The 23,154-nt window shown below is 71.6% G+C and carries 24 protein-coding genes; 17 read left to right on the forward strand and 7 right to left on the reverse strand.

The annotated features are described in order from the left end of the window. Nucleotides 1-148: 148 nt before the first annotated feature. Nucleotides 149-367, reverse strand: coding sequence for a hypothetical protein (locus tag IG86_RS42885; RefSeq protein WP_030818030.1), 219 nt, complete (start codon nucleotides 365-367; stop codon nucleotides 149-151). A gap of 239 nt (nucleotides 368-606) precedes the next feature. Here IG86_RS42885 and IG86_RS42890 point away from each other — a divergent pair, with 239 nt between their 5' ends. Further along, a complete protein-coding gene (locus tag IG86_RS42890; RefSeq protein ID WP_157854782.1) occupies nucleotides 607-852 on the forward strand; it encodes an acyl-CoA carboxylase epsilon subunit in 246 nt (81 codons plus the stop codon). Between the two features lie 50 nt (nucleotides 853-902). Here the strand turns inward: IG86_RS42890 and IG86_RS0107445 are convergent, their stop codons facing one another. Next, nucleotides 903-2,537 (reverse strand): FAD-dependent oxidoreductase, encoded by a 1,635-nt coding sequence (locus IG86_RS0107445; RefSeq protein WP_030895688.1) that lies wholly within the window; start codon nucleotides 2,535-2,537, stop codon nucleotides 903-905. A 273-nt stretch (nucleotides 2,538-2,810) separates the two neighbouring features. Between IG86_RS0107445 and IG86_RS0107450 the strand changes: the two genes are divergently transcribed. The 10 genes from IG86_RS0107450 (at nucleotide 2,811) to IG86_RS0107495 (ending at nucleotide 10,686) form a co-directional block, all read left to right on the forward strand. Beyond that, a complete protein-coding gene (locus IG86_RS0107450) occupies nucleotides 2,811-3,908 on the forward strand; it encodes a SchA/CurD-like domain-containing protein (protein ID WP_030818025.1) in 1,098 nt (365 codons plus the stop codon). Nucleotides 3,909-4,025: 117 nt separating this feature from the next. Continuing rightward, a complete protein-coding gene (locus IG86_RS0107455; RefSeq protein ID WP_030654455.1) occupies nucleotides 4,026-4,469 on the forward strand; it encodes a cupin domain-containing protein in 444 nt (147 codons plus the stop codon). Beyond that, nucleotides 4,466-5,737, forward strand: coding sequence for a beta-ketoacyl-[acyl-carrier-protein] synthase family protein (locus tag IG86_RS0107460; protein WP_030818022.1), 1,272 nt, complete (start codon nucleotides 4,466-4,468; stop codon nucleotides 5,735-5,737). Before IG86_RS0107455 ends, IG86_RS0107460 begins: the two co-directional genes overlap by 4 nt. Then, nucleotides 5,734-6,972 (forward strand): beta-ketoacyl synthase N-terminal-like domain-containing protein, encoded by a 1,239-nt coding sequence (locus IG86_RS0107465; protein ID WP_030895697.1) that lies wholly within the window; start codon nucleotides 5,734-5,736, stop codon nucleotides 6,970-6,972. The genes IG86_RS0107460 and IG86_RS0107465 overlap by 4 nt, the downstream gene beginning before the upstream one ends. A 43-nt stretch (nucleotides 6,973-7,015) precedes the next feature. After that, nucleotides 7,016-7,270: an acyl carrier protein gene (locus tag IG86_RS0107470; protein WP_030654461.1), complete on the forward strand. Its 255-nt coding sequence runs from the start codon at nucleotides 7,016-7,018 to the stop codon at nucleotides 7,268-7,270. A gap of 1 nt (nucleotide 7,271) precedes the next feature. Next, nucleotides 7,272-7,751 carry an SRPBCC family protein gene (locus IG86_RS0107475; RefSeq protein WP_030818017.1) on the forward strand — a complete coding sequence of 160 codons (480 nt, stop codon included), beginning with the start codon at nucleotides 7,272-7,274 and terminating at the stop codon, nucleotides 7,749-7,751. Between the two features lie 38 nt (nucleotides 7,752-7,789). Further along, complete coding sequence (locus tag IG86_RS0107480) at nucleotides 7,790-8,131, forward strand: TcmI family type II polyketide cyclase (RefSeq protein WP_030818014.1); 342 nt, start codon at nucleotides 7,790-7,792, stop codon at nucleotides 8,129-8,131. A 137-nt stretch (nucleotides 8,132-8,268) separates the two neighbouring features. Next, nucleotides 8,269-8,976 (forward strand): NADPH-dependent FMN reductase, encoded by a 708-nt coding sequence (locus IG86_RS0107485; RefSeq protein WP_078905827.1) that lies wholly within the window; start codon nucleotides 8,269-8,271, stop codon nucleotides 8,974-8,976. Nucleotides 8,977-9,040: 64 nt separating this feature from the next. Then, complete coding sequence (locus tag IG86_RS0107490; protein ID WP_030654469.1) at nucleotides 9,041-9,961, forward strand: MurR/RpiR family transcriptional regulator; 921 nt, start codon at nucleotides 9,041-9,043, stop codon at nucleotides 9,959-9,961. Between the two features lie 353 nt (nucleotides 9,962-10,314). Further along, entirely contained in the window at nucleotides 10,315-10,686 is a 372-nt protein-coding gene (locus IG86_RS0107495) for a hypothetical protein (RefSeq protein WP_234316126.1), read from the forward strand. Between the two features lie 27 nt (nucleotides 10,687-10,713). Here IG86_RS0107495 and IG86_RS0107500 read toward each other — a convergent pair whose 3' ends face one another. Beyond that, nucleotides 10,714-11,088, reverse strand: coding sequence for a hypothetical protein (locus tag IG86_RS0107500; protein ID WP_030029734.1), 375 nt, complete (start codon nucleotides 11,086-11,088; stop codon nucleotides 10,714-10,716). Between the two features lie 184 nt (nucleotides 11,089-11,272). Between IG86_RS0107500 and IG86_RS0107505 the strand changes: the two genes are divergently transcribed. From IG86_RS0107505 to IG86_RS0107515, 3 genes are all read left to right on the forward strand, one after another. Continuing rightward, nucleotides 11,273-11,785, forward strand: coding sequence for a hypothetical protein (locus tag IG86_RS0107505; protein WP_030818004.1), 513 nt, complete (start codon nucleotides 11,273-11,275; stop codon nucleotides 11,783-11,785). A gap of 43 nt (nucleotides 11,786-11,828) precedes the next feature. Next, nucleotides 11,829-12,077: a hypothetical protein gene (locus IG86_RS0107510; RefSeq protein WP_030818001.1), complete on the forward strand. Its 249-nt coding sequence runs from the start codon at nucleotides 11,829-11,831 to the stop codon at nucleotides 12,075-12,077. Nucleotides 12,078-12,149: 72 nt separating this feature from the next. Beyond that, nucleotides 12,150-12,656 (forward strand): SRPBCC family protein, encoded by a 507-nt coding sequence (locus IG86_RS0107515; protein ID WP_051785015.1) that lies wholly within the window; start codon nucleotides 12,150-12,152, stop codon nucleotides 12,654-12,656. Nucleotides 12,657-12,667: 11 nt separating this feature from the next. Here the strand turns inward: IG86_RS0107515 and IG86_RS0107520 are convergent, their stop codons facing one another. The 3 genes from IG86_RS0107520 to IG86_RS0107530 form a co-directional block, all read right to left on the reverse strand. Next, nucleotides 12,668-12,958 carry an SHOCT domain-containing protein gene (locus IG86_RS0107520; RefSeq protein WP_030817995.1) on the reverse strand — a complete coding sequence of 97 codons (291 nt, stop codon included), beginning with the start codon at nucleotides 12,956-12,958 and terminating at the stop codon, nucleotides 12,668-12,670. A gap of 157 nt (nucleotides 12,959-13,115) precedes the next feature. After that, a complete protein-coding gene (locus IG86_RS0107525) occupies nucleotides 13,116-13,781 on the reverse strand; it encodes a response regulator (protein WP_030817992.1) in 666 nt (221 codons plus the stop codon). Beyond that, nucleotides 13,778-14,983 (reverse strand): sensor histidine kinase, encoded by a 1,206-nt coding sequence (locus IG86_RS0107530; protein WP_037941982.1) that lies wholly within the window; start codon nucleotides 14,981-14,983, stop codon nucleotides 13,778-13,780. The genes IG86_RS0107525 and IG86_RS0107530 overlap by 4 nt, the downstream gene beginning before the upstream one ends. A 287-nt stretch (nucleotides 14,984-15,270) precedes the next feature. Here IG86_RS0107530 and IG86_RS0107535 point away from each other — a divergent pair, with 287 nt between their 5' ends. From IG86_RS0107535 to IG86_RS0107545, 3 genes are all read left to right on the forward strand, one after another. Continuing rightward, nucleotides 15,271-16,425, forward strand: a complete 1,155-nt coding sequence (locus IG86_RS0107535) for a hypothetical protein (protein WP_051785016.1) — start codon at nucleotides 15,271-15,273, stop codon at nucleotides 16,423-16,425. 357 nt (nucleotides 16,426-16,782) lie between these two features. Continuing rightward, nucleotides 16,783-20,667: a bifunctional glycosyltransferase/CDP-glycerol:glycerophosphate glycerophosphotransferase gene (locus IG86_RS0107540; RefSeq protein ID WP_078848345.1), complete on the forward strand. Its 3,885-nt coding sequence runs from the start codon at nucleotides 16,783-16,785 to the stop codon at nucleotides 20,665-20,667. After that, nucleotides 20,660-22,162, forward strand: coding sequence for an Ig-like domain-containing protein (locus IG86_RS0107545; RefSeq protein ID WP_030817982.1), 1,503 nt, complete (start codon nucleotides 20,660-20,662; stop codon nucleotides 22,160-22,162). The genes IG86_RS0107540 and IG86_RS0107545 overlap by 8 nt, the downstream gene beginning before the upstream one ends. On the opposite strand, the gene IG86_RS0107550 is transcribed toward IG86_RS0107545, so the two are convergent. Continuing rightward, complete coding sequence (locus tag IG86_RS0107550; protein ID WP_051785017.1) at nucleotides 22,146-23,105, reverse strand: endonuclease/exonuclease/phosphatase family protein; 960 nt, start codon at nucleotides 23,103-23,105, stop codon at nucleotides 22,146-22,148. The two genes, IG86_RS0107545 and IG86_RS0107550, sit on opposite strands and share 17 nt — an antisense overlap. Nucleotides 23,106-23,154 lie beyond the last annotated feature (49 nt).

Below are 23,154 nucleotides of genomic sequence, written 5' to 3' on the forward strand. Positions count from 1 at the left end.
AGATCGCCGACGGTCTCGTCACCGCGCACCCCGTCGACGGCCGCGCCGACGGACCCGAACCGCCGGCCTCCGCCCGTTCCCGGCCCGTCCGCCGCGGCGGTCCGCGCGGTGGACGGGCTCACCCGGTCGGCCCAATGCGCCGTCCGTTTCAGCGCGGTGGGCCGAGTACCTCCTCGGCGCCGGGCAGGTCGTGGACGGAGACGCCCCTGCCGGTCAGCGGCAGCAGGCCCGCCAGCGGGCACGACACGGGCATCTCGTGGTCGACCTCCCACTGCCCGACCTTGTTCCCGCCGGTGTGGTCCGTCGTGCAGACGGCGTACAGGTGGCCGGCGCACCCCCGGCAGAGCAGGGGCTGGTGGCCCTTCACGAGCGCCCCGCCGGGTGCCGGAGTCCCGGCGTGCCGCGGCCGCCGGGCGCTTGTACCGTCGGTCGCGACAGGAGTCCTCCAGATCCGACAGGAGGACCCCACCGGCCGGTTCGCGCATGCGGAACACGTCCCGTCAGCGCGCCGAGCCACCCGTGTGCCGCCCGCGTCGACGCCGAGCCGGTCCGCCCCTCGCGACGCGACAGGGCGCACGCGCAGCCCCCGTGAGAGAGGCCGTGCCGATGTCGAACGATGTTCCGATAGCGAGCCTGCTGCGTGTGGAGAAGGGCGTCGCCGCCCCGGAGGAAGTGGCCGCGATCGCGGTCGTCGTTGCCTGTTACGCGCACCGGACCTCCCTCGAGCGTGAGCGTGACCGTGACCGCGGCGCGACGGGCGGCGCCGGGAAGGGGCCCGGCAGCGGCTCCGGCCGCCGCCGTACCGTCCAGCCCCACGCCGGCTGCTGGGCAGGCTGCTGGACCTGCCGCTGAACCCCGTCCGCCGGCCGCGCGCACGGCCGGCGGACGGGGGGAGTGGGTGGTCACGCCCGGCGCAGCACCGTCGAGAGGACCTCGCGCAGCACCGACGCGGGGTCGGTCACGGCGCCTTCCGAGCGCCATGCCACGAACCCGTCCGGGCGTACGAGCACGGCGCCGTCCGCGCCCAGGTGGTGGACCTCGGTCCACGGCGCGCCGCCCTCCGGGACCAGGTCCGCACCCGGCCCGGAGCCGATCGCGTACGCGTCCAGCCGCATCCCCAGCTGCCGGGCCGCCTGCTCCGCGGCCGCCTGCCACGGCGTACCCGCGCCGCTGAGCAGCACGAAGGAACGCTCGTACAGGTCCAGGGTGGAGATCCGCTCACCTGCCCTGGTCAGCCACATGTGCGGGGCCCGGGTCCCGGTGTCGCCCATCGACTGCAGCGTCTCCGGGATGACCGGCCGCGCCGGGTCGCCGCCGACGAGCGCGCCCTGCGTGTAGCAGTAGGCCATCGCCGTCGTGAGGACACCGCTGCCCGGTCCGCCGCCCATGGTGGGCGGAGGCGCGTACCCCGGGTGGCTGTGTTCGGCCGAACGGGCGGACGCCCGCTCGCTCGTGGCCCTGGCCACCGGAAGCCGCTCGGCCTGATAGGTGTCGAGCAGCTCGATGCCCGCCGACCCGTCCAGCACCGCGGCGATCTTCCACGCCAGGTTGTGCGCGTCCTGGATGCCGGTGTTGGAGCCGAAGGCCCCGGTGGGCGACATCTCGTGGGCGGCGTCCCCGGCCAGGAACACCCGACCGGACGAATACCGCTCGGCCACCCGTTCGGCCGCGTGCCACGGCGCCTTGCCGCCGATCTCCACGTCCAGGTCGGGTACGCCGACCGCCTCGCGGATCTGGTCCACGCACCGCTCGTCGGTGAAGTCCTCCAGGGTCTCGCCCTGGTCGGGGTGCCAGGGGGCGTGGAAGACCCACTGCGTGTCGTTGTCCACCGGCAGCAGCGCCCCGTCGGCTCCCGGGCGCATCAGGTAACAGACGATGAAGCGCAGGTCGCCGAGCACCTTCACGAGCCGTTCCGAGCGGAAGGTGACGCTCACGTTGTGGAACAGCTCGCCGTTACCCGTCTGGGGGATCCGCAGCTGCTCGCGGACGGGGCTGCGCGGTCCGTCCGCCGCGATCAGGAAGTCCGCGCGCACCGTGATGTGCTCGCCCGTCGTACGGTTCTTCACCACGGCGTTCACCCCGGTGGAGTCCTGGTCGAAGCTCATCAGCTCGTTGCCGAAGCGGATGTCGGCGCCCTGCGCCCGGCTCTGCTCGGCCAGCACGGGCTCGATGTTGTTCTGGCTGCACAGGCACCACTGCGTCGGGCTGAAACGCGCCAGCGCGCCGGACGGGTCGATCGACTTGATCAGCCAGTTGTGGTCGGCGGTGTCCGTCAGCGACCGCGCCTGCAGAATGCCCTGAATGCCCTCCAGTACGGACGCCGCCCGGCGGATCGCGTGCTCCGCCCCTGCCGTGCGGAAAAGCTCCATCGTCCGGGCGTTGATGCCGCGGCCGCGCGGGTGCGCGGAGGTACCGGAGTGCTTCTCGACCAGCAGGTGCCTCACTCCGTGGCGGCTCAGGAAAAGCGAGGTGGACAGGCCCACGAGGGAGCCGCCCACGACGAGAACCGGTACGCGAACATCGGCGTTGTCTTCCATCAGCTGCGGGCTCCTGTTTTCTGTGTGGGGGAGTGGACTCTTTATGCCCCCGATCCGCGATGAGGCCCAGTTGATTCGCCGGTTGTCACCCGCTTGATCCCGACATGTAGCGGTACGCCCCTACCCGGATGACGATGAGCGACAGCGGCTCCCCCTGAGACGCGCCGGCCTGTCGTTCCCCAGAGACGGCCGCCGGCCCGGGCGGACGCCACCGGTGACGGACGAGGGGTCCGTACGCGATGGATCTCCACCCCCTCATGAAGGAGTGAGTAGATGACAACCACCCTGTCCGAACGGGTGTCGCAGTCAGCCTTCGACGGCTCCATGCTCCGGGTCGTCCTTCTGATGGATCTCCACGAGGGGACCCAGCAGCAGTTCTTCGAGGCGTACGAAAAGCTCCGCAACGACATCGCGTCGGTCCCGGGCCACATCAGCGACCAGCTCTGCCAGTCCTTCGAGAACCCCTCGCAGTGGCTGATCACGAGCGAGTGGGAGAGCGCCCCGCAGTACCTCGCCTGGGTCAACAGCGAGCACCACGCCGAACAGGTGCGGCCGCTGGGCGCGTGCGCGCGCTCCATGCGCCCGCTCAAGTTCACCGTCCTGCGCGAGACCGGGCGGGGCTACGACCAGGCGGCCCGCCCGTCCACGGCGCGCCTGCAGTCCACGCCCCGGCTGGGCGCCGGCATCGTGCGCCACGCCCTCACCTTCACGGTCAAGCCGGGCAGCGAGAAGGACGTCGCGTCCATCCTCTCCAGCTACGCCTCCCCGGCGGCCCGCGTCGACGACCACACCCGCCTGTGCCGCACCTCGCTGTTCATGCACGGCAACCGGGTGGTACGGACGGTCGAGGTCCAGGGCGACCTGATGGCGGCCCTGCGGCACGTCTCGGAACAGCCCGAGGTGCGCGCCGTCGAGGAAGCCATCAACCCCTACCTCGAACAGGACCGCGACCTCGGCGACCCGGAATCGGCCCGCATGTTCTTCATGCGCGCCGCCGTCCCGGCCGTCCACCACATCGCCGCACCGGAGCCCGAGTCCGCCGAGGTGCAGCGGCACGCGGTCTTCTACCCGGCGAAGCCCGGCTGCGGCCAGGCACTCGCCAGGTTCCTGGCCGGGCAGGACGAGGCGGCCGCGCGCCGGCCCAAGAGCCCCGTTCGGAGCAGCAGCATCTTCCAGCGCGACGACATCGTCGTCCGGCTGATCGACGTGCGCGGCCCGCTGGAGGCCGACCCCGAGACCGTCTACGGCATCTCGGGCCCCCGCAAGGCCGCGGTGCTCGACCGGCTGACGCTCGCTCCCGGCGGGCGGGGCCGCGCCGCGCACCACACCATGAACCTGATCACCGACCGCCGGGCACCCGCGCAGTCCTGACCCTCCCCGGGGCCGTCCTTCCGGCCGGCCCACAGCGGCCCCACCCCGGCCCCCACCGACCACACCCCCACCCCGATCTCCGTCGAGGCTCTCCCCACACGCCAGGAGGCACCCACCATGACCCAACAGCGCCCACGCATCGTGGACCTGAGCGAGACGCCGCCCAACCGCCGGCGCGGCGGCGACCTGAGGGCCGTTCTCACCCCGACCTCGGTGGGTTCGACCAGCGGCTTCATGGGCCTGGCCATCATGGCCCCCGGAGAGTCGATCGCCGAGCACTACCACCCGTACTCCGAGGAGTTCGTGTACGTCGTCAGCGGCCGGCTGGAGGTCGACCTCGACGGGGAACCCCACCCGCTGCGCACCGACCAGGGGCTGCTCGTGCCCCTGAACACGCGCCACCGCTTCCGCAACGTCGGGGACACCGAAGCCCGCATGGTCTTCCACCTCGGCCCCCTCGCCCCGCGCCCCGAACTGGGACACGTCGACACCGAGCAGGCCCCGCACCCGGAGGGAACCGCATGGGAGCAGCCGCCGGACCGTACAGGAGCGGTCTCGTGACCCGCCGGCGGGTGGCCGTCACCGGAGTGGGCGTCGTCGCGCCCGGCGGCATCGGCGTCCGCGACTTCTGGGACCTGCTGGCCAACGGGCGTACGGCGACACGGGCCATCAGCCTCTTCGACCCGACGGGATTCCGCTCCCGGATAGCCGCCGAGGTCGACTTCGACCCCGCCGAGCACGGCCTCGACGAGGAGGAGGCGGCCCGCGCGGACCGGTACATCCAGTTCGCCCTGGTCGCCGCCCGCGAGGCGGTGCGCGACGCCGGACTCGACCTCACCGCGGACGAGGCCTGGCGGACCGGTGTCTCCCTCGGCACCGCCGTCGGCGGCACCACCCGTCTGGAGCACGACTACGTCGCCGTGAGCCAGTCCGGGTCCTGGTGGGACGTCGACCACAAGCTGGCCGGCCCGCACCTGAACCGGGCGTTCACGCCGGCCACCCTCGCCTCCGCCGTCGCGGAGCAGACGGGAGCACGCGGACCCGTCCAGACCGTCTCCACCGGCTGCACCTCGGGACTCGACGCCATCGGGTACGCCGTGCACGCCATCGCGGAGGGCCGGATGGACGTCTGCATCGCCGGAGCCTCGGACTCGCCGATATCGCCGATCACCGTCGCCTGCTTCGACGCCATCAAGGCGACCTCTCCGAACAACGACGACCCGGCCCACGCCTCCCGGCCGTTCGACGCCGACCGGGACGGGTTCGTCCTCGGCGAGGGCGGCGCCGTGCTCGTGCTCGAAGAGCTGGAACGCGCCCGCGCCCGCGGCGCGACCGTCTACTGCGAGATCGGCGGCTACGCCACCTTCGGCAACGCCCACCACATGACCGGGCTGACCACCGAGGGCCTGGAGATGGCCCGGGCCATCGAAACCGCCCTCGCCCAGGCCGGGATCGCCGCCGACGAGATCGACTACGTCAACGCGCACGGCTCCGGCACCAAGCAGAACGACCGCCACGAGACCGCGGCGGTCAAGAAGGTCCTGGGCGAGCACGCCTACAAGACGCCGATGACCTCCATCAAATCCATGGTGGGGCACTCCCTCGGCGCCATCGGGGCCATCGAACTCGCGGCCTGCGTCCTCGCCATGGTCCACCAGGTGGTCCCGCCGACCGCCAACTACGAGACGCCCGACCCCGAATGCGACCTGGACTACGTGCCCAAGGTCGCCCGGGACCGGAAGCTGCGCAGCGTGCTCTCCGTGGGCAGCGGCTTCGGCGGCTTCCAGTCCGCCGTGGTCATGACCCGGCCGAAGGAGGAGGTCTCGTGACCAGCCGTACGGTCATCACGGGCATCGGGGTCGTCGCCCCCAACGGCGTCGGCACCGACGCCTTCTGGAAGGCGACCCAGTCCGGCGTCAGCGTCCTGGACCGCGTCACCAGGGCGGGCTGCGAGCACCTGCCGCTGCGGGTCGCGGGCGAGGTCAGGGGCTTCGACCCCGGCGCGCTGGTCGAGGACCGCTTCCTCGTCCAGACCGACCGGTTCACCCACCACGCCCTCGCCGCGGCCGACCTCGCCCTGGAGGACGCCCGGCTCGGCCGTGCCGACTACGAGGCCGACCCCTTCTCCTTCGGCGTCGTCACCGCCGCCGGCTCCGGCGGCGGCGAGTTCGGCCAGCGCGAACTGCAGCACCTCTGGGAGCAGGGGCCGCGGTTCGTGGGCCCGTACCAGTCGATCGCCTGGTTCTACGCCGCGAGCACCGGCCAGATCTCCATCCGCCGCGGGCTGAAGGGGCCTTGCGGGGTCGTCTGCAGCGACGAGGCGGGCGGGCTCGACGCCTTCGCGCACGCCGTCCGGGCGATCCGCCAGGGCAGCCGGGCCATGCTGGTCGGAGCGACGGAGGCGCCCCTCGCGCCGTACTCCATCGTCTGCCAGCTGGAGTACGAGGGACTGAGCACGCGCGACGACCCGGAGCGCGCCTACCGGCCGTTCACCGACCAGGCCTGCGGCTACGTCCCCGCCGAGGGCGGTGCCATGTTCGTCGTCGAGGACGAGGCCGAAGCACGCCGCCGCGGCGCCACCGTACGCGCCGTACTGGCGGGCCACGCCGCGACCTTCAGCGGCACCCGGCGGCGGGACGAGGCCGGCGAGGGGCTGGCCCAGGCTGTCCGCGGCGCCCTCCGGGAGGCCCGCTGCGCCCCCGAGGACATCGACGTGGTCTTCGCCGACGCCCTCGGGACCCCGGAGGCCGACGCGGCCGAAGCGGCCGCGATCGTCCACGCCCTGGGCGACCACGGGCACAAGGTGCCGGTCACGGCGCCCAAGTCCGGTACCGGCCGGGCGTACTGCGCCGCGCCCGCCCTCGACACCGCGGCGGCGGTCCTCGCGCTGGAACACGGCGTCGTCCCGCCGACCCCGAACGTCTACGACGTGTGCCACGACCTCGACGTGGTGACGGGCAGCGCCCGGCCGGCGGAGCTGCGCACGGCGCTCGTGCTCAGCCGCGGCCGGATGGGGTCGAACTCCGCGCTCGTCGTCCGCAAGGGCTCCCCGGCGGACTCGTAGTCCGCAGGACCCGAGCGGTCCCCCCAAGGAAAAGAGCATCCACATGTCCGACCGACTGACCGTGGAGGAGCTGGCGGCCCTGATGAAGACCGCCGGAATCACCGTCGATCCGCTCGAGATGGCGAGCCGTCCGGACTCGTCCTTCGACGAGTACGGCCTCGATTCGCTGGGCCTGCTCGGCATCGTCGGTGAGCTGGAGAACCGGCGCGGACGGGCCCTGCCCACCGACGCCGACCGCTGCAAGACCCCCGGGGAATTCCTCGACCTCGTCAACAACAGCCTGATGACCGGAGCCTGACATGGCAGGACACACCGAGAACGAGATCACCGTCAACGCGCCCGTGGAGCTCGTCTGGGAGATGACCAACGACCTTCCCAGCTGGCCCCAGCTGTTCAGCGAGTACGCCTCGCTGGAGATCCTGGAGCAGAAGGGTGACACGACCACCTTCCGCCTGACCATGCACCCCGACGAGAACGGCAAGGTGTGGAGCTGGGTCTCGGAGCGGACCGTCGACCGCAAGGGCCTCACGGTCCGCGCCCGGCGGGTGGAGACGGGCCCCTTCGCCCACATGGACATCCACTGGCAGTACTTCAAGGTGCCCGGCGGCACCCGGATGAAGTGGACCCAGGACTTCGCGATGAAGCCCGACGCGCCCGTGGACGACGCCTGGATGACCGACAACATCAACCGCAACTCCCCGATCCAGATGGCGCTCATCCGGGACAAGATCGAGCAGCGCGAACGCGAGAGCCACGCCCCCGCCGTCAGCCGTCTCTGACGTCTCCGACGTCTCTGCAACGAAAGGCAAGCAGTCGGATGAACGACACGCACCGCGCTCTCATCGTCGCCCGCATGGCGCCGGGATCGGGCCCCGACATCGCCGAGCTCTTCGCGGACTCGGACGCGGGTGAACTGCCGCACCTGGTAGGGGTCACACGCCGGAGCCTCTTCCAGTTCGGCGACGTCTACATGCACTTCATCGAGGCGGACCGGGCGCCCGGTCCGGCCATCGCCCAGGTCACCGACCACCCGGAGTTCCGCAGGCTGAGCGACCGGCTCACGGCGTACATCAGCCCGCACGACCCGGAGACCTGGCGTAGCCCGAAGGACGCCATGGCCCACGAGTTCTACCGCTGGGAGAACCCCCGCGCGAAGTGACCCGGCGGCCCGGACGGGACCCGCACACCGGCGTGTGCGGGTCCCGCCGCGCGTCGTCCGCCCCGGTGCGACCGCGGGCCCGGGAGCCGAGAACCGAAGCCGAGAGCCGAAGCCGAGAGCCGAGAGCAGGAGACGGCATGAACCCGACAGACCCCGACCACTTCCCGACGGATCCGGGCCGTCCGCAGGACGGGGAGCACCCCCGTACCTCGTTGCGCGTGCTCGTCCTGTCCGGGTCCTCCCGGACCGGCTCGGTCAACGTCCGGCTCGCGGCCCTCGTCACCGCGATGGTGCGCGAGGCCGGGGCCGTGGCGGAACCCGTCACCCTCCGCGACTTCCCCATGCCCCCGTACGACGGCGACGCCGAAGCCGGCGAAGGGCTGCCCGAGGGCGCGCTGGCTCTGTGCCGCCGGATCGAGGCCGCACAGGCGCTGATCATCGCCTCGCCCGAGTACAACGCCTCCGTGCCGGGCGTCCTGAAGAACGCCGTCGACTGGGTGTCCCGCTACCGGCCGCAGCCCTTCAAGGACAAGCAGACCCTGCTGGTGTCGGCCTCGCCCTCGATGGTGGGCGGCAACCGCGGACTGTGGGCCCTGCGCGTGCCCCTCGAACACCTCGGCGCCCGCGTCTACCCCGACATGTTCAGCCTGGCGGGCGCCCACCAGGCCTTCGCCGAGGACGGCACCCTCTCCGACCCGGGTCTCGCCGAACGGCTGTCGGCGACGATCGGCTCGTTCCTCGACCTCGTCGAGGCGGACACGCGCTACCTGTGCCTCCAGCGCCGGTGGTACGAGTTCCTGGGTGATCGCACCGACGCCCCGGTCACCTCGCGCGCCCAGGACTGATCATCATCGGCCACGAGGGGTGAGCTATGTTTGAGCGCGAGTGACGTGAGAAGGAGGCCCTCCGGTGTCATCGGGGCAGCAGGCACGCGCACAAGCGGCTGCGATCACGCCGAGCGGTCAGTCGGCCGAGGAGCCGGTCCGACCTCCGGCCGACCGGCTCCTCGCGCTCTTCGACGGCCGCCGCCTGTCCCCGGGCCAGCGGCGCATCGCGCAGTACCTGATCGACCACCTCACCGAGGCCGCTTTCCTCTCGATCACCGAACTCGCCGAACGGGTGGGTGTCAGCCAGCCCTCCGTGACCCGCTTCGCGTCCTCCCTCGGCTTCAGCGGCTACCCGGCCCTGCGCGACGTGCTCCAGCCGATCGCGCTCAGCGCCGTGGCAGGCGCGCCGGACACCCGTGAGCAGATCCGCCGCAACGAGCTCCAGGCGGCCGTCGACGCGGAGATCGAGAACCTGGAGAACGTGCGCCGGCTGCTCGCCGACACCAACCAGGTCCTGGACATCGGCCGCGAGCTGGCCGCCTCGGTGCCGCTGACCGTCCTCGGGCTGCGGATCTCGGTCTCCCTGGCGGAGTACTTCGCCTACGCCGCCCGACGCATCCACCCCGACGTCCGCCTGGTGACGCGCGGCGGCAGCGTCGCCTTCGACGCGCTGCTCCAGTCCAGGGCGGCCGGCGGGACCTGGGTCCTGGCGTTCGCCATGCCGCGGCACGCCAAGGAGACCCTGTCCGCCGTCCGGGCCGCCCGCAGCACGGGACTGCGCGTGGTCCTGATCACGGATCCCACCCTCGGGCCCCTGGTGGACGAGGCCGACGTGGCCCTGACGGCGGCGACCGGTTCCCGCCTGGTGTTCGACTCCTACGCGGCCCCCGGGATGCTGTCGGCGGCCCTGCTGCAGGCGATGGCGGACGCGGATCCCGAGCGGACCCAGGCCCGTCTGGAGGACTACGAGCACGTGGCGGACCAGCACGGCTTCTTCCTGTAGCGCTTCCTAGAGGCTGCCCGCCGACTTCACCAGGCGATATTCAGCCTTCGAGGTGCATGAAATTTTTCATACCCTTGCTTACTCGACGGTATATATGTTTACTGACGACGGCGCTCCTGATCCACCAAGATGCCAAGGAGGACGACCCCACGTCCTCTCGAACGCACCGCGGTACGACGAACCTCCTCCTCACGTCGCGACCGCGGGTCGAGTCCAGGCTTTCGGATCCTGCAGAGCGCCCTTGGCGGCCTCGGTCAACCCCTGGGCCGAGGCCGCCCCTCATACGTCTCGACAGAACGTCTCGATCAGAGCTTCGACACCCCTCGGAAGTGACGAGAATGCCCCAGACGGCCATGTTTACGCTCAGCCCGGACTGGCCCATGCAGGTCAAGGCGCCCGGTACGCACGACTGGGAGCGGACGGCCACCCGATGGCTGCGGGACCTGCTCCCGGCCCGCTACGGCGGGTACCTGACGCTGACCCGTCACCACGCACTCCTCGCCCGGCACGTCCAGCTCCAGCTCCAGCACGAGATGCGGGCGGTACGGGCGGCCCTGCAGACCAGCCGCGCCGAGCTGCCCATGATGGGCATCGCCGAGTCGGTCATCGAGAACTCGATCAGGATGTACGCCCTGGAGCTCGAGCAGCTGAGCCGCCTCGCCCGTGGCGTACGGCTCGTCTCGGACGCGCTCCTGGTGGGCACCCCCGCACAGCGCCGGCGCTGACCGGCGGCACGGGGAGCCCGCGGACCCTCAGGCCGGCTGCCACGAGCGCAGCCGGGCGGCGACGTCGAAGACGCTGACGCGCAGCATGCGGATGTCGGTGACCAGGTCGCGCCACTGCTCGTAGGAGGCCTCCACCGCCTTCCCGGAGGCCTCGATGTAGGCGACGGCGACCCCGTAGGCGAAGTACTCGTTCGAGGTGGGCAGCGGCCGGAGCAGCACGATCGCGTCGAGCAGGGCGGCCGCGCGCCAGTAGGCGTCGGGGGCGTCCACTTCCAGGCTGGGCGTGTTGACCCGGTGCCGGGCCACGGCGGCGACCAGGGCGGAGTGGTCGGCCACCTCCACGTCCTTGAACAGCGCCTCCTGCCGCTCCAGCAACCAGCGGTGATCGATGTGCAGTTCCACGCGTCCGAGTATCCCCGTCCCGGAGCCGGCCGTGGGGCTTTTCGGAACGGGCGGTCGAGGGCGGAGGCGTCCGTAGGGCCGCGCCGGAGCGCGTGCCCGCGAGATAGGACCGCGCAGAGAGGTTCCGCAGCGGGACTTTGCCTCCTACGGTCTGTGCAGCACAGTTCCGGGACCAGGAGGCAGCGTGAAGCGCGAGATCGACATCGACATCGACCAGCTGGTGACGGCGATGCAGGCGGTCGACGAGGCGGGGCGGCTCTTCGAGGAGGCGCTCGCCGTGTACGAGACGCGCGGCCTCAAGCGCACCAGCGACGATTTCAAGGTGGCGGGCGGCACCGTGCAGACACTTCAGGGCGCCGAGGAGATGGCCCTGGGCACCCGCAAGTTCCTCGCCGAACTCGCGCTGATCCTCGGCTACGCGACCGCGGGCGTCGAGGACCGCGTGGCCGCCCGGCCGGCGATCGCCCGCGCCGGATTCGCCGGCATCGGCGGCGGTGGGGCGCGGATGGCGCGCCCGCTGCTCGACCCCACGCTGCGGGGCCTGGAGCTGCTCCTCGGCGTCGACTTCTTCGAGCCCGCCTTCAAGGCCGAGATAGAGGAGGTCGTCCGGGCCGAGAAGGCGACCTACCCCGACCCCTCCACGTTCCGCATCCGCGCGTCGGCCGACCGCGCCGCCACCGTCGGCCGAACGCGCTGACTCCCGGGATGCCGGACCGGGCCGGTCCGGCGAGGCTGGGGGTATGCATCATGCGCCCGTCGTCGTGCACCGCATCTTCCCGTCGGGAGGCCGGCAGGTGACCCTGCGGACCGCCAACCGGGAGGAGCCCCTCGGCCTGGCCCGCTCGGACGCGGACCTCATCGAGTTCCTGCGACGGGCGGGCATGCCGGACCCCGACGACGTCGTCCTCGGCAGCACCGAACTGGTGGAGTGGGAGTCGGACACCCCGCACGTCTACGAGGCCGACCCGCCGACCGAGGACCTCCCCTGAACCTGTCGCCCCGTGGCGCCCGGTGCCTACACTCCCTCCGGCGAGTGGAGACGATCACCCGGAGGGGGAACAGTGGGCGAGCGCCGGTGGAGCCTGGAGGAACACATCGTGGTGGACGCCGCCCCCGCGGACGTCCACCGCGTGGTGGCCGACCTGCGCAACATGGGCCGCTGGAGCCCCGAATGCCGGCGGGTGTGGGTGCCGCGGCCACCGGCCCGCCCCGGAAGCCGGTTCGTGGGGCTCAACCGCAGGGGGCCCTTCATCTGGTTCACCGTGGGCCGGATCAAGGTGCTGCGCGCCCCCGAGGCATCGGACGGATCGGGTGAATTCACCTTCGACGTCGGCGTCTTCGGGCTGCCCATCGCCCGGTGGGGATACCGCTGCGAGGCGGAGGGCGCCGGCACCCGCGTCACGGAAACCTGGCAGGACCTGCGCACCGGCCGCGGATCCCGGCTGACCGAGCTGCTCGGCACGGTGTTCGCGGGTACCTCCCCGCAACGCCGCATCGAGGTCAACCGGGCCGGGATGCGCACCACGCTGGCCCGTCTCGCGGCCGGTTGGGACCGCAGCAGAGCCTGACCGGGGACCGGTCAGGCCGTGCCGTCCTTGAGGGGGCGGCCGAACTGCTCGTCCAGGACGGACAGCCGCCGCCAGTACTCGTCCTCGTCGATCTCGCCGGAGGCGAAGCGCCGCCCCAGGACCGCGATCGGGGAGTTCTCGCCGTACGCCGCCGCGCGCGCCTGCCACGGTCCCCGGCGTCCGCGCCACACGGTGCGGCGCAGCACGGTCACGACGCCGACGACCACCGCCGCCCAGACCAGCGGGACGAACAGGATCCACGGGCCGGGCCCGTCGTACGCGAGGGTGGTGAAGGTGTTCATCCCGGTCATCTCCTCATCGAGCAAGGCGGTTTCGTCCTGCTTCGAGAGTGGCCCGGGAGGAGCGCCGGGGCGTCGTCCGGCCGGAGGCACCGCAGGTACTTCCGCCGGAGTACGGATCGGGGGCGCGGGGGGATCGGCGGGCGCGGGCGGGTGTGCCTCAGCCGAGCCAGCCGGGGCGCACCAGCCCGGACTCGTAGGCCAGCACCACCAGCTGGGCTCGGTCCCGGGCGCCGAGTTTGACCATGGCCCGGCTCACGTGCGTCTTCGCGGTGAGCGGGCTGACCACCAGACGGCGGGCGATCTCCTCGTTGGACAGGCCCATGCCCACCAGGGCCATCACCTCCCGTTCCCGCTCGGTGAGCCGCTCCAGCCCCGCCGCCGCGGCCGGCCGCTTGGAACGGGCGGCGAACTCCGCGATCAGGCGCCGGGTGACGCCGGGGGACAGCAGTGCGTCCCCTTTCACCACCGCCCGGACCGCCCGGAGCAGCTCCTCCGGCTCGGTGTCCTTCACCAGGAACCCCGAGGCCCCGGACCGGATCGCCTCGAAGACGTACTCGTCGAGCTCGAAGGTGGTCAGCATGACCACCCTTACCCCGCCGAGCGCCTCGTCCTCGGTGATCCTGCGGGTCGCGGCGAGCCCGTCCAGGACCGGCATCCGGATGTCCATGAGCACGACGTCGGGCCGCAGCCGCCGCACCAGCCGCGCCGCCTCGTCGCCGTCGCCCGCCTCACCCGCCACCTCGATGTCGGGCTGCGCCTCCAGCAGGGCGCGGAACCCGGCCCGCACCAGCAGCTGGTCGTCGGCGAGCACCACACGGATCACGGCGCCTCCCCGGGAGCGGCGGCCTTCACCGGGAGGGTGGCCGTCACCCGGAAGCCGCCCTCCGGGCGGGGACCGGCCTCCACCGTGCCGCCCAGGGCCGCCGCCCGCTCGCGCATGCCGACGAGGCCGCTGCCGCTGCCGTCCGAGCCGCCACCGGTGGCCGGGCCGTCGTCGTCCACGCACAACTCCAGCAGGCGCGGCCGCCATCCGAGGCGGACCCGGGCGGTGCGCGCCGCGGAGTGCCGCATGACGTTGGTCAGCGCCTCCTGAAGGATGCGGAAGGCTGCGAGGTCCACCCCGGGAGGCAGCGCCGACGCCCGCCCCTCGGCCGTGACCTCCACCCGGAGCCCGGCCGCCTCCGCCTGCTCGACGAGCTCGGGGAGCCGGTCGAGCCCGGGCGCGGGCGTCCGGGGAGCCTCGCCGGGGGAGCGGAGGGTGTCGAGGACCTGCCGGACCTCGCCCAGCGCCTCCTTGCTGGCCGCCTTGATGGTGGACAGCGCGCTCCGGGCCTGCTCGGGATCGGAGTCCAGCAGGGCCAGGCCCACACCCGCCTGGACGTTGATCAGCGAGATGCTGTGGGCCAGTACGTCGTGCAGCTCGCGGGCGATGCGCAGCCGCTCCTCGTCCACCCGGCGCCTGGCGGCCGCCGCCCGCTCGGAGCGCTCGCGGGCCCACTGCTCCCGGCGTACGCGGACCAGCTCGGAGACGGCCAGCACCGCGAGCACCCATGCCGTGACGCCCACCTCCTGCGCCCAGGGCGTCGGCCCGTCCCCGGGCGGCGGGAGCCACCGGTACAGCCAGTGGCCGATGAGCAGATGCCCGGCCCAGAGCAGCCCGACGGCTCCCCACGCGGCCCGGCGCCGCCCGGCGACCACGGCGGCGAAGCAGGCCAGGGCGAGGCTGAGGAACACGGGACCGTAGGGATAGCCGCAGGCGACGTAGACCAGGGTGACGACGCTGACGCCATAGGCCACGGCCGTCGGATACCGGTGCCGCACCACGAGCAGGGCGGGCCCGACGAGCAGCAGGAGCCGCGCGAACCCGTCCAGGGCCACCCGCCCGCTCTGGGCGTGCGCGGCCCACCCGGCGCCGATTTGCGTGAAGACCGCGACGAGCAGCGCGGAGCGCCAGGCCGGGCCCCGCCCGGCCCGCTCCACCCAGTGCCGCCATGGGGGACCCGGGCGCTCGCGCAGCTCTTCCATACGGCCACGCTATGCCGCACCCGCCGTCACCCGCGTCACCCCCGCGTAGCGTTTCCGGCGTACTCCCCACGTAGTACCCGTATGACGTCTCTCGGCTTCGACCGGCTTCGACAGGCGTCGACCGGCGTCGACCTGCGTCCATCAGTGCCGCAGGCACCGGGGCGGCGGGGAGGAACCGGATATTCCGTCCCTGGCGCCGACGCGTTGGCGCACTGACGTACATTGTCCAACGGCCCGCTGGGCCGGGACGGACAAATAGGGCGAGTGTGGGCAGGAGTGGCCAGGACATGGCGCGACGCGGACGTGACGGAGCGGACCGCGGAGTCACCTCCGTCGAGCCCGCCGTCCCCGGCCCCGAGATAGCCGCGGCGGCCGACGCCGGGCACCTGGCCCCGGGTTGGCTGCTCCTGGGACGGGACGGGCGGCTGACCGCCTACGCGAGCTGCGCCGAAGGGCTGGTGCGCTGGACCGAGTCGGCGCCCGGCTCGGACGTGTGGCACGGGCCCGACCTCTTCCCCGTGGAGGGGTGGGCCGGCCGGTTCACGCTCACCCAGGACTCGGGCGGTTTCGTCTGGTTCGCCGGCACCCGCTACCGCGAGGGGGCGCCGAACGGTCGAGAGCTGGTCCTGGCGGCCCAGTACCAGACCGGCCGGCCGCTCGGGGACTGGCGGGCGGTGGGCAACCCGTTCCCGGAGAAGGAGGAGGAGCCCCAGTCTCCGTACGGCGACCCGATCGTGGTCCCCGACGGCGCCGGCGCGCTCCACGTGCTCGCCACCCGCTTCGGCATCGGGGTGCGGGGCCGAACGCGTCGCGCGGACGGCATTTGGGACAATTGGCAGGAATACCAGGGCAAGTGGGTGCGCGGGCCGATAGCCCCCCTCGTGACGGCCCAGGGGCGCGCCGAATTCCTCGCGCCGTTCCGCGGCGGTGCGTCGTACTGGGGCCAGGGCGGGCCGGGAGCCGGTTTCAAGTGGCTCGGGCGCATGGAGGCCGACGCGGTCGAGGGGACCTACAGCTCCTACGAGACGAGCCCCGGGTCCGGCACCTACTTCTGGCGCCACCCCGCGGACGGCGGTGTCATCGCCTACCGCCCGCAGGCCCCCGCCGGGGCCCCGCCCATGCTCATGCCGCTGGGCGGCGCCGGCGGCGTCGGCCCCGTGGGGGTCACCCGTACCCGCATCAACGGCTACGACTGCACGGTCCTCCTCCAGCGGGGCGCCGAGGGGCACCCCGAAATCGCCGCCTACCCTACGGAGGGTGAGCAGTACGGCGCGTGGTGGGCGCCGGTGGGGGACCGCTGCGCGGGGCTGCCGGCAATCGCCCGTGACGCCCGCGGTGCAGTCACGATTGCGATGCTCGACACGGACGGCGGACTGCGGATCGCCCGGCAGGACCTGACGGACGCGGGCCTCTCCTTCGGACCCTGGTGTCACGTGGGGTGACCTACCTCACCGTGCGCAGAGGCGCTCCAGCGCCGGAACCTCTTCCCCCGCATAGGCCGCCCCAACCGGCGGGTAGTTGACGCGTCCAGCACAGGTCGGATGTCATCACTCGTTCGCTTGCGTGAAGGTTTGGGCGGCTTGAGCGCTTGTGAATAGTTGCTCGGCGTTGAACAGTTGGCCTACGCTGCGCACACCCTGTGAAGGTCATATAAGTGTGCGGTCACAGGCTGTGGGGGAGGGTCGAGCGTGCGGGGAGCGGTGGTGACCAGATTCTGGGGCGGGTCTGGCGGCATGCCGCAGCAACTCCCAACGCGCCGTGAGAAGTGTGTCTACCGAGGAGTTTGCTGAGTGGCAGGTATGCCCCGCCTGAGCGTCGTCGTGCCCTTCCAGGACGTCGAGATCTACCTCCAGGAGTGCCTGGAATCGATAGCCAGGCAGACGTTCCGCGACCTTGAGGTGATCATGGTCGACGACGGCTCGACCGACTCCTCGACCGCGATAGCCGCCGACTTCGCCCGCCGGGACCCGCGCTTCCGGCTGCTGCGACAGCAGTCGATGGGCCCCGGCCACGCCCGGAACGTCGGCATCCGCGCCGCCCACCCCCAGGCGGAGTTCCTCGCGTTCGTCGACGGCGACGACGTCATACCCGAATACGCCTACGAGTTGCTCGTGCGGACCCTCGAAGCCTCCGGCTCCGACTTCGTCTCCGGCAACGTGCAGATGATGAACTCCACCAAGAGGTGGCAGTCCCCGCTGCACAAGGCGCCCATGCGGGCCAGCAAGCGCGGCACGCACATCACCAAGCTGCCCGACCTCATCTACGACCGCACGGTGTGGAACAAGCTGTTCCGGCGGTCCTTCTGGGACTACCACTACATCGCCTTCCCCGAAGGCGTCATGTACGAGGACTCCTGGGTCAACATGTTCGCCCACTTCCGGGCCGCCAAGGTCGACATCCTCACGGACATCGTCTACTTCTGGCGCCGCCGCGAGGGCGGCGCCGCACCCTCCATCACCCAGCGGCACACCGAGTTCAGCAACCTCCAGGACCGCGTCTCCGCCGTGCAGTCGGTCAGCCGCTTCCTCGCCGGCCACCGCGCGAGGTCCTACTCCGACCACAAGCGCAAGTACGATCTCGCCTGCCTGAAGTCGGACTTGATGCTGCACCTGAAGGTGCTCCCCGACGCCGACGAGGAGTACCGCGACGCCTTCATGCGGTGGGCGAACGACTTCCTGGACGAGGCCGACGCCGACATCATCCACGAGCTGCCCGCCGACGCCCGCGTCAAGTGGCTGCTCGTACGCGAGGGCCGCCTCAAGGAACTGCTGGACGTGGTCGAGTTCGAGCGCAAGGGCGGGCCGATGCCCGTCCAGCGCCGCCTCCACCGCTACCTCAACTACCCCTATCTCGGGGACCGGTCGGTGGGCATCGACAAGAGCGCCTACCGACTGGACAAGGAGCTCTCGCTGCACGGCTCGCTGAGCGGCGCGCAGTGGGACGACTCCGACCACCTGATCCTCGAAGGGTCCGCGTACGTCCGCTTCATCAACGTGCACAAGCGGCACATGTCGATGAAGGCCATCGCGCTGCGCAACAAGAAGCAGAGCCGGGTGGTCGTCGCCAGGGCGAAGACCACCTACTACCCGCAGGCCACCGAGTACTCGAACCAGAGCCGCTACTGCTACGACTGGTCCGGCTTCGAGGTCCGCTTCGACCCGGCCCGCCTCAAGCGGAAGGGGGAATGGGTCGAGGGGACCTGGGACGTGGCGGCCGGCGTGCTGAGCCGCGGCCTGTTCCGCTACAAGGGGCTCGTCCGGGGCGGAGCCGGAAGCGCCGCCAACCCGCCCTACCGGTACGTGGAGAAGAACACCCGTGTGGTGCCCCTCTTCATCCAGGGGAAGCTCAAACTCCGCGTCGAGCGGGTCCGTTGCCGCATCACCCAGCACCGTATGGTCGGCGACCACCTCGAACTCCGCGGGGTCTACCTCGGTCCCAAGCTCCCCGAATGGGGCAAGTTCCGCGTGGCCAGCATGGGAGGCGCCGGCCGGCACGACGCGTGGGTGCAGTTCCAGCAGGGCGGCGAGGGCTGGTACGGCTTCGTGACCCGCATCCCGGCCAAGGCCCTCGTCCCGGGCCACCGTACGAACTCCTCCGACGGTGTCCCGGAGACCTGGAACACCGGAGCCAACGGCTGGAAGACCACCCTGCACGTCGAGGGACGCAAGGCCCCCATCTACCCCGTCATGGCGGAAGAGGCCACCGACGGCCACTACCGGGTGCCCGCCCGGCTCCAGACCGAGGGCGGGGACCGCGAGGTCGTCGTGCACCGCAACGGCTCCGGCTACGTGGTGCTGTTCGAACGCGACACCCTGCCGCTGGCCAAGTCAGCGACCTGGCGCCAGGACGGCTCGCTCGAAGTCGTCGTCGGCTACGCCGCGCAGGACAGGCTCGACGCGTCCGAGTACGCCACGGCGCACGTCGTCGTACGCTCCCGTGCCCACGGTGCCGAGCGCGTCGTCCCCATCACCTGGCAGGGCAACGACTTCAGCTTCGTCGTCACCCCCGCCGCGATGCGCACCCTGGCCGGCGACATACCGCTCGCCGCCGGCCGCTGGGACTTCTTCCTGCGCCGCCAGGACCCTTCCGCCGTCGACCCGGAGGACCGCTCCGGCGACCTCATGGTCAAGATGACGCAGGACCTGATCCCCACTCTGCCCCGCGACATGAGCAGCAACGAGCGGCGCTACGAACTCCAGTCGGAGGCCTACGACCGGCTCTCGCTCCTGGTCCACTCGGCGATGCCGGACGAGGCCCGCGGCCCGTACCGGCAGAAGCTGATGCGCACCAAGACCTACCCCGAGGCCCGGCGCAAGCCGGTCACCGCCGCCGTCCTCTTCGACGCCTTCAAGGGCACCCAGTACTCCGACAGCCCGCGCGCCCTCCACGAGGAGATGGTCCGCCGCGGCACGGACCTGGAGCACCTGTGGGTGGTGCGCGACGACCAGGTCGCCGTCCCGCCCACCGCCCGCCCCGTCCGCATGTGGTCCCCCGACTGGTACGAGGCCATGGGCCGGGCGAAGTACATCGTCGCCAACAACCACCTGCCCGACTGGTTCGAGAAGCGCGACGGGCAGGTCGTCGTCCAGACCTGGCACGGCACCCCGCTCAAGCGCATCGGCCACGACATCGAGGCCGTGCACTTCGCCGACAAGCGGTACCTGGAGCGCGTGGAGAAGGAGGTGCAGAACTGGGACATGCTGGTGTCCCCGAACAGCTTCAGCACCCCGATCCTGAAGCGGGCCTTCCAGTTTCCGGGCGAGATGGTCGAGAGCGGCTACCCGCGCAACGACATCCTGCGCCGGGCGGACACCGGACGGGCCGCGGAGGTCCGCCGCCGCATCGGCCTGCCGCCGGGCAAGAAGGTCATCATGTACGCGCCGACCTGGCGCGACGACCAGTTCTACGCCCCCGGCAAGTACAAGCTCGACTTCCGCATCGACCTCGACGACGCCCGGGCGCGCCTCGGCCAGGACCACGTCCTGCTCGTGCGGCGCCACCCCAACGTGGTGGACCCGGTGCCGGGCGCCGGCGACGGCTTCGTCTTCGACGTGTCCGACTACCCCGACATGGCGGACCTGTCCCTCATCGCCGACGTGATGATCACGGACTACTCGTCCCTGATGTTCGACTTCGTCAACACCGGGCGGCCGATCCTGTTCTTCACCTACGACCTGGACCACTACCGGGACACCCTGCGCGGCTTCTACTTCGACTTCGAGCAGTCGGCGCCGGGCCCGCTGGTGTTCACGTCCCCCGAACTGATCGGGGCGATCCGCAACATCGACAGCATCCAGCACGGCTACGCCGCCCGCTACCGCTGGTTCCAGCAGGAGTTCTGCGACCTCGACGACGGCTACGCCTCGGCCAGGCTGACCGACCGCATCCTCGTCGCGGGCGGGGACCTCGACCCGGCCCGGGCCCAGGCACCCGCCGTGGGCATGGCCGGCGTCCGCGCGCCGGGCCACCCGGGTCATGCAGGTCACCAGGGCCACCCGGGTCATGCAGGTCACCAGGGCCACCAGGGCTACCCGGGTCATGCAGGTCACCAGGGCCACCCGGGCCACGGCGGTCACCCGGGCCAGGCGGGCCACCCCGCGGGCCAGGCCGGCCCCTGGAACGGAGGCACCCTCGGCCAGGTCCCGCGCCAGCCTGTGAGAAGAATGGATTCCGAGCATGTCTGAGGCAGCCCAGAAAACGCGCCGCGTCTTCAGCGGCGTGGACTGCTCGGGGTCGGTGCCCGTCGAGTACAAGTTCTCCCACGCGCGGGGCGGCAACCGCCACCTGGTCGTCGTCTTCGCGAACCGCCATGCGCCCGGCGGATACGGCTGGGCGAACGGACAGCTGGAGGACCTGCGGTCGAACATCCTGTGGGTGCGGGACCTGCTCGACGGGGGGAACACCTACCACCTGTGCAGGGGCATGGACTTCTCCCTGGAGCAGTCCGTCGCCGGGCTCGTCTCGCGCGTCATGAACGCACTGGCCCTCTCGCCGGACCAGGTGACCGTGTTCGGCACCTCCGAAGGGGGCAGCGCGGCACTGTTCTTCGGACTGAAGTACGGCTTCAGGAACATCGTGGCCGGCACGCCGCAGTTCCGCATCGGCACCCGCGTCAGGGAGAGCAACCCCGAAGCGGCACGGGTGATGATGGGGGAGCCGACGGACCAGTACGTCCACATCCTCGACTCCGTCCTGCCCGACCTCGTGGCCGGCGGTGCCAACCCCTCGGCCAACATCTACGTCCTGACGTCCCCCCGGGACGCGCAGTACCAGCAGCAGGTGGAACCGTTCCTCGGGCACTTCCAGGGACGCGAGAACTTCAACTTCGTCTACAACGAGTCCCCCCTCATCACCGACGCGGGGAAGGTCACGCGGCACAACCTCCCCGCCCTCATGGGGCTGCTGAACCTCCTCGTCGACGGAATCGCCCCACGGATCGGGATGGTGCGCAACGGCTTCGAACAGCCGAAGCGGGACACGTCCGCCATCGACACCTACCTCACGCAGACCTCCCAGGTGCGGGGCGACTCCTTCCCCAAGCCGGTCGTCCACACGCCTGCGTCCGGCGAACGGGTACCGGCGAACACCGTCCGCTTCACCGGCACCGCGGTCGGTGCCGTGCGCGTCAGCTTCTGGGAGGACGGCAAGTACCGCGGCACCGCGCCCGTCGCTCCCGACGGCACGTGGATCTGGGAGCGCACCGACCCCTGGCCCAAGGGCAAGCACGTCGTCCGGCTCTTCGCCGCGGACGCGAACAACTACCAGACCAAGCGCTCCGAAGTCACCTTCACCGCCGTCGAGCACGTGTACGTCGCCACGCCCGAGTACGAGCCGGCCCCCCAGCCGTCGATGCCGGCGCAGCACCTCGCGCTGACGGTGACCGCACCCGCCGCACACCAGCAGGTACCCGGTCCCGCCGTCGGTTTCGCCGGGTACGCTCCCGGCGCCGTCCGTGTGGACTTCCACGAGGGCGGAGCGGCCCTGGGCGCCTGCGAGGTGCGGCCGGACGGCAGCTGGATGTGGGAGCCGGGCTGGCCCTGGAACGACGGCGACCACTTCGTCGAGGCCATCGCCGTGGACGCCGTCGGCAACGTGTCCCCCTGGGCGGGCGTCCCCTTCACCAAGCTGGGCGCGTACCCCGTCCCCGCCCAGGGCGTCTACTTCAACTCGGCGTACTGACCCCGGGGGTGGCGGGGGCCGACTCCGTGGGGCGGCTCACCCTCATCACCAGGGGCCGGTGGTCCGACGCCTTGGTGTCGACCACCTCGCAGCCGGTGCGGGGGAGCGCGGTGAAGAGGTAGTCGATCTTCGTGCCGTCCGTGTGGGTGGGGTGCCCCTTGCGGGATTCGCCCTTCTGGTCGCACTCGCGGTAGGTGGTGTACGCCTCCGACGGCCAGATCCAGGCGGAGGTGTTCGCCTGGCCCACCGGCGGCGGGGAGTTGAAGTCCCCGCCGACGACCGTACGGACGTCCGTCGAGGCGGCGGCGAACAGCGAGCTCAGCTGGTCGTCGCGGAAGTCCCAGTCCGGGTGCTCGTCGTCGCTGTCCCGCAACGAGAGGTGCGCGTTGCACACCCGCAGTCCCTGGGCCGGGACACGGGCGCACAGGATGCCGCGGTGCAGTCCCACCGTCGGCTGCTCGGTCGGGATCACCTCCACGTCCGTCAGCCGGGAGGCGGCCAGCAGCGCGAAGCCGGCCCGCCCGCGTCCGTCGTCGGTGCACTGGATCGCGGTACGGGCGCCCGCCGCGTCCACGTTCGCGTACGGCTCGAAGACCGACTGCCATTCCGGGCCCAGGCGCAGGGCCGAGGACGACAGGTCGTCCGAGCACACCTCCTGCAGGAGCAGCACGCGTACGCCGGAGTCGCCGATCAGGTCGCGCAGCTGCTGGAACTTGTCCTTCGGGCTGCCCGTGCGCTCACAGCTCCACTGCCGCACCCCGCACATGTTCCAGGTCGCGACGGAGACCTCGTCCGGCTTGCCCGGGCCGGAACCGGCGCCGGAGATCGAGGCGGGCGCCTGGGCGGACGTACAGGCCACCGACGTCAACAGGCCGAGGACCGTCGCCGTGCGGCCGAACCGGCGGCGGACGGACCGCCGGCCGGTCTCCTTGTGCTTCTGCATTCCGACATCATTGGGTATCCGCCGGTCAGCCGCCCAATCGCCCCCGGTC

This window comes from Streptomyces virginiae, from assembly GCF_000720455.1.
GTDB classification, from domain to species: Bacteria; Actinomycetota; Actinomycetes; order Streptomycetales; family Streptomycetaceae; genus Streptomyces; species Streptomyces virginiae.

Bases quoted from the DNA above. Each gene is read 5' to 3' on its own strand.
- IG86_RS0107550 (WP_051785017.1), bottom strand. From the start codon at position 23,105: ATGCAGAAGCACAAGGAGACCGGCCGGCGGTCCGTCCGCCGCCGGTTC.
- IG86_RS0107510 (WP_030818001.1), top strand. From the start codon at position 11,829: ATGCATCATGCGCCCGTCGTCGTGCACCGCATCTTCCCGTCGGGAGGC.
- IG86_RS0107540 (WP_078848345.1), top strand. From the start codon at position 16,783: ATGCCCCGCCTGAGCGTCGTCGTGCCCTTCCAGGACGTCGAGATCTAC.
- IG86_RS0107450 (WP_030818025.1), top strand. From the start codon at position 2,811: ATGACAACCACCCTGTCCGAACGGGTGTCGCAGTCAGCCTTCGACGGC.
- IG86_RS0107520 (WP_030817995.1), bottom strand. From the start codon at position 12,958: ATGAACACCTTCACCACCCTCGCGTACGACGGGCCCGGCCCGTGGATC.
- IG86_RS0107530 (WP_037941982.1), bottom strand. From the start codon at position 14,983: ATGGAAGAGCTGCGCGAGCGCCCGGGTCCCCCATGGCGGCACTGGGTG.
- IG86_RS0107445 (WP_030895688.1), bottom strand. From the start codon at position 2,537: ATGGAAGACAACGCCGATGTTCGCGTACCGGTTCTCGTCGTGGGCGGC.
- IG86_RS0107455 (WP_030654455.1), top strand. From the start codon at position 4,026: ATGACCCAACAGCGCCCACGCATCGTGGACCTGAGCGAGACGCCGCCC.
- IG86_RS0107495 (WP_234316126.1), top strand. From the start codon at position 10,315: ATGTTTACGCTCAGCCCGGACTGGCCCATGCAGGTCAAGGCGCCCGGT.
- IG86_RS0107485 (WP_078905827.1), top strand. From the start codon at position 8,269: ATGAACCCGACAGACCCCGACCACTTCCCGACGGATCCGGGCCGTCCG.
- IG86_RS0107545 (WP_030817982.1), top strand. From the start codon at position 20,660: ATGTCTGAGGCAGCCCAGAAAACGCGCCGCGTCTTCAGCGGCGTGGAC.
- IG86_RS0107475 (WP_030818017.1), top strand. From the start codon at position 7,272: ATGGCAGGACACACCGAGAACGAGATCACCGTCAACGCGCCCGTGGAG.
- IG86_RS0107470 (WP_030654461.1), top strand. From the start codon at position 7,016: ATGTCCGACCGACTGACCGTGGAGGAGCTGGCGGCCCTGATGAAGACC.
- IG86_RS42890 (WP_157854782.1), top strand. From the start codon at position 607: ATGTCGAACGATGTTCCGATAGCGAGCCTGCTGCGTGTGGAGAAGGGC.
- IG86_RS0107480 (WP_030818014.1), top strand. From the start codon at position 7,790: ATGAACGACACGCACCGCGCTCTCATCGTCGCCCGCATGGCGCCGGGA.
- IG86_RS0107535 (WP_051785016.1), top strand. From the start codon at position 15,271: ATGGCGCGACGCGGACGTGACGGAGCGGACCGCGGAGTCACCTCCGTC.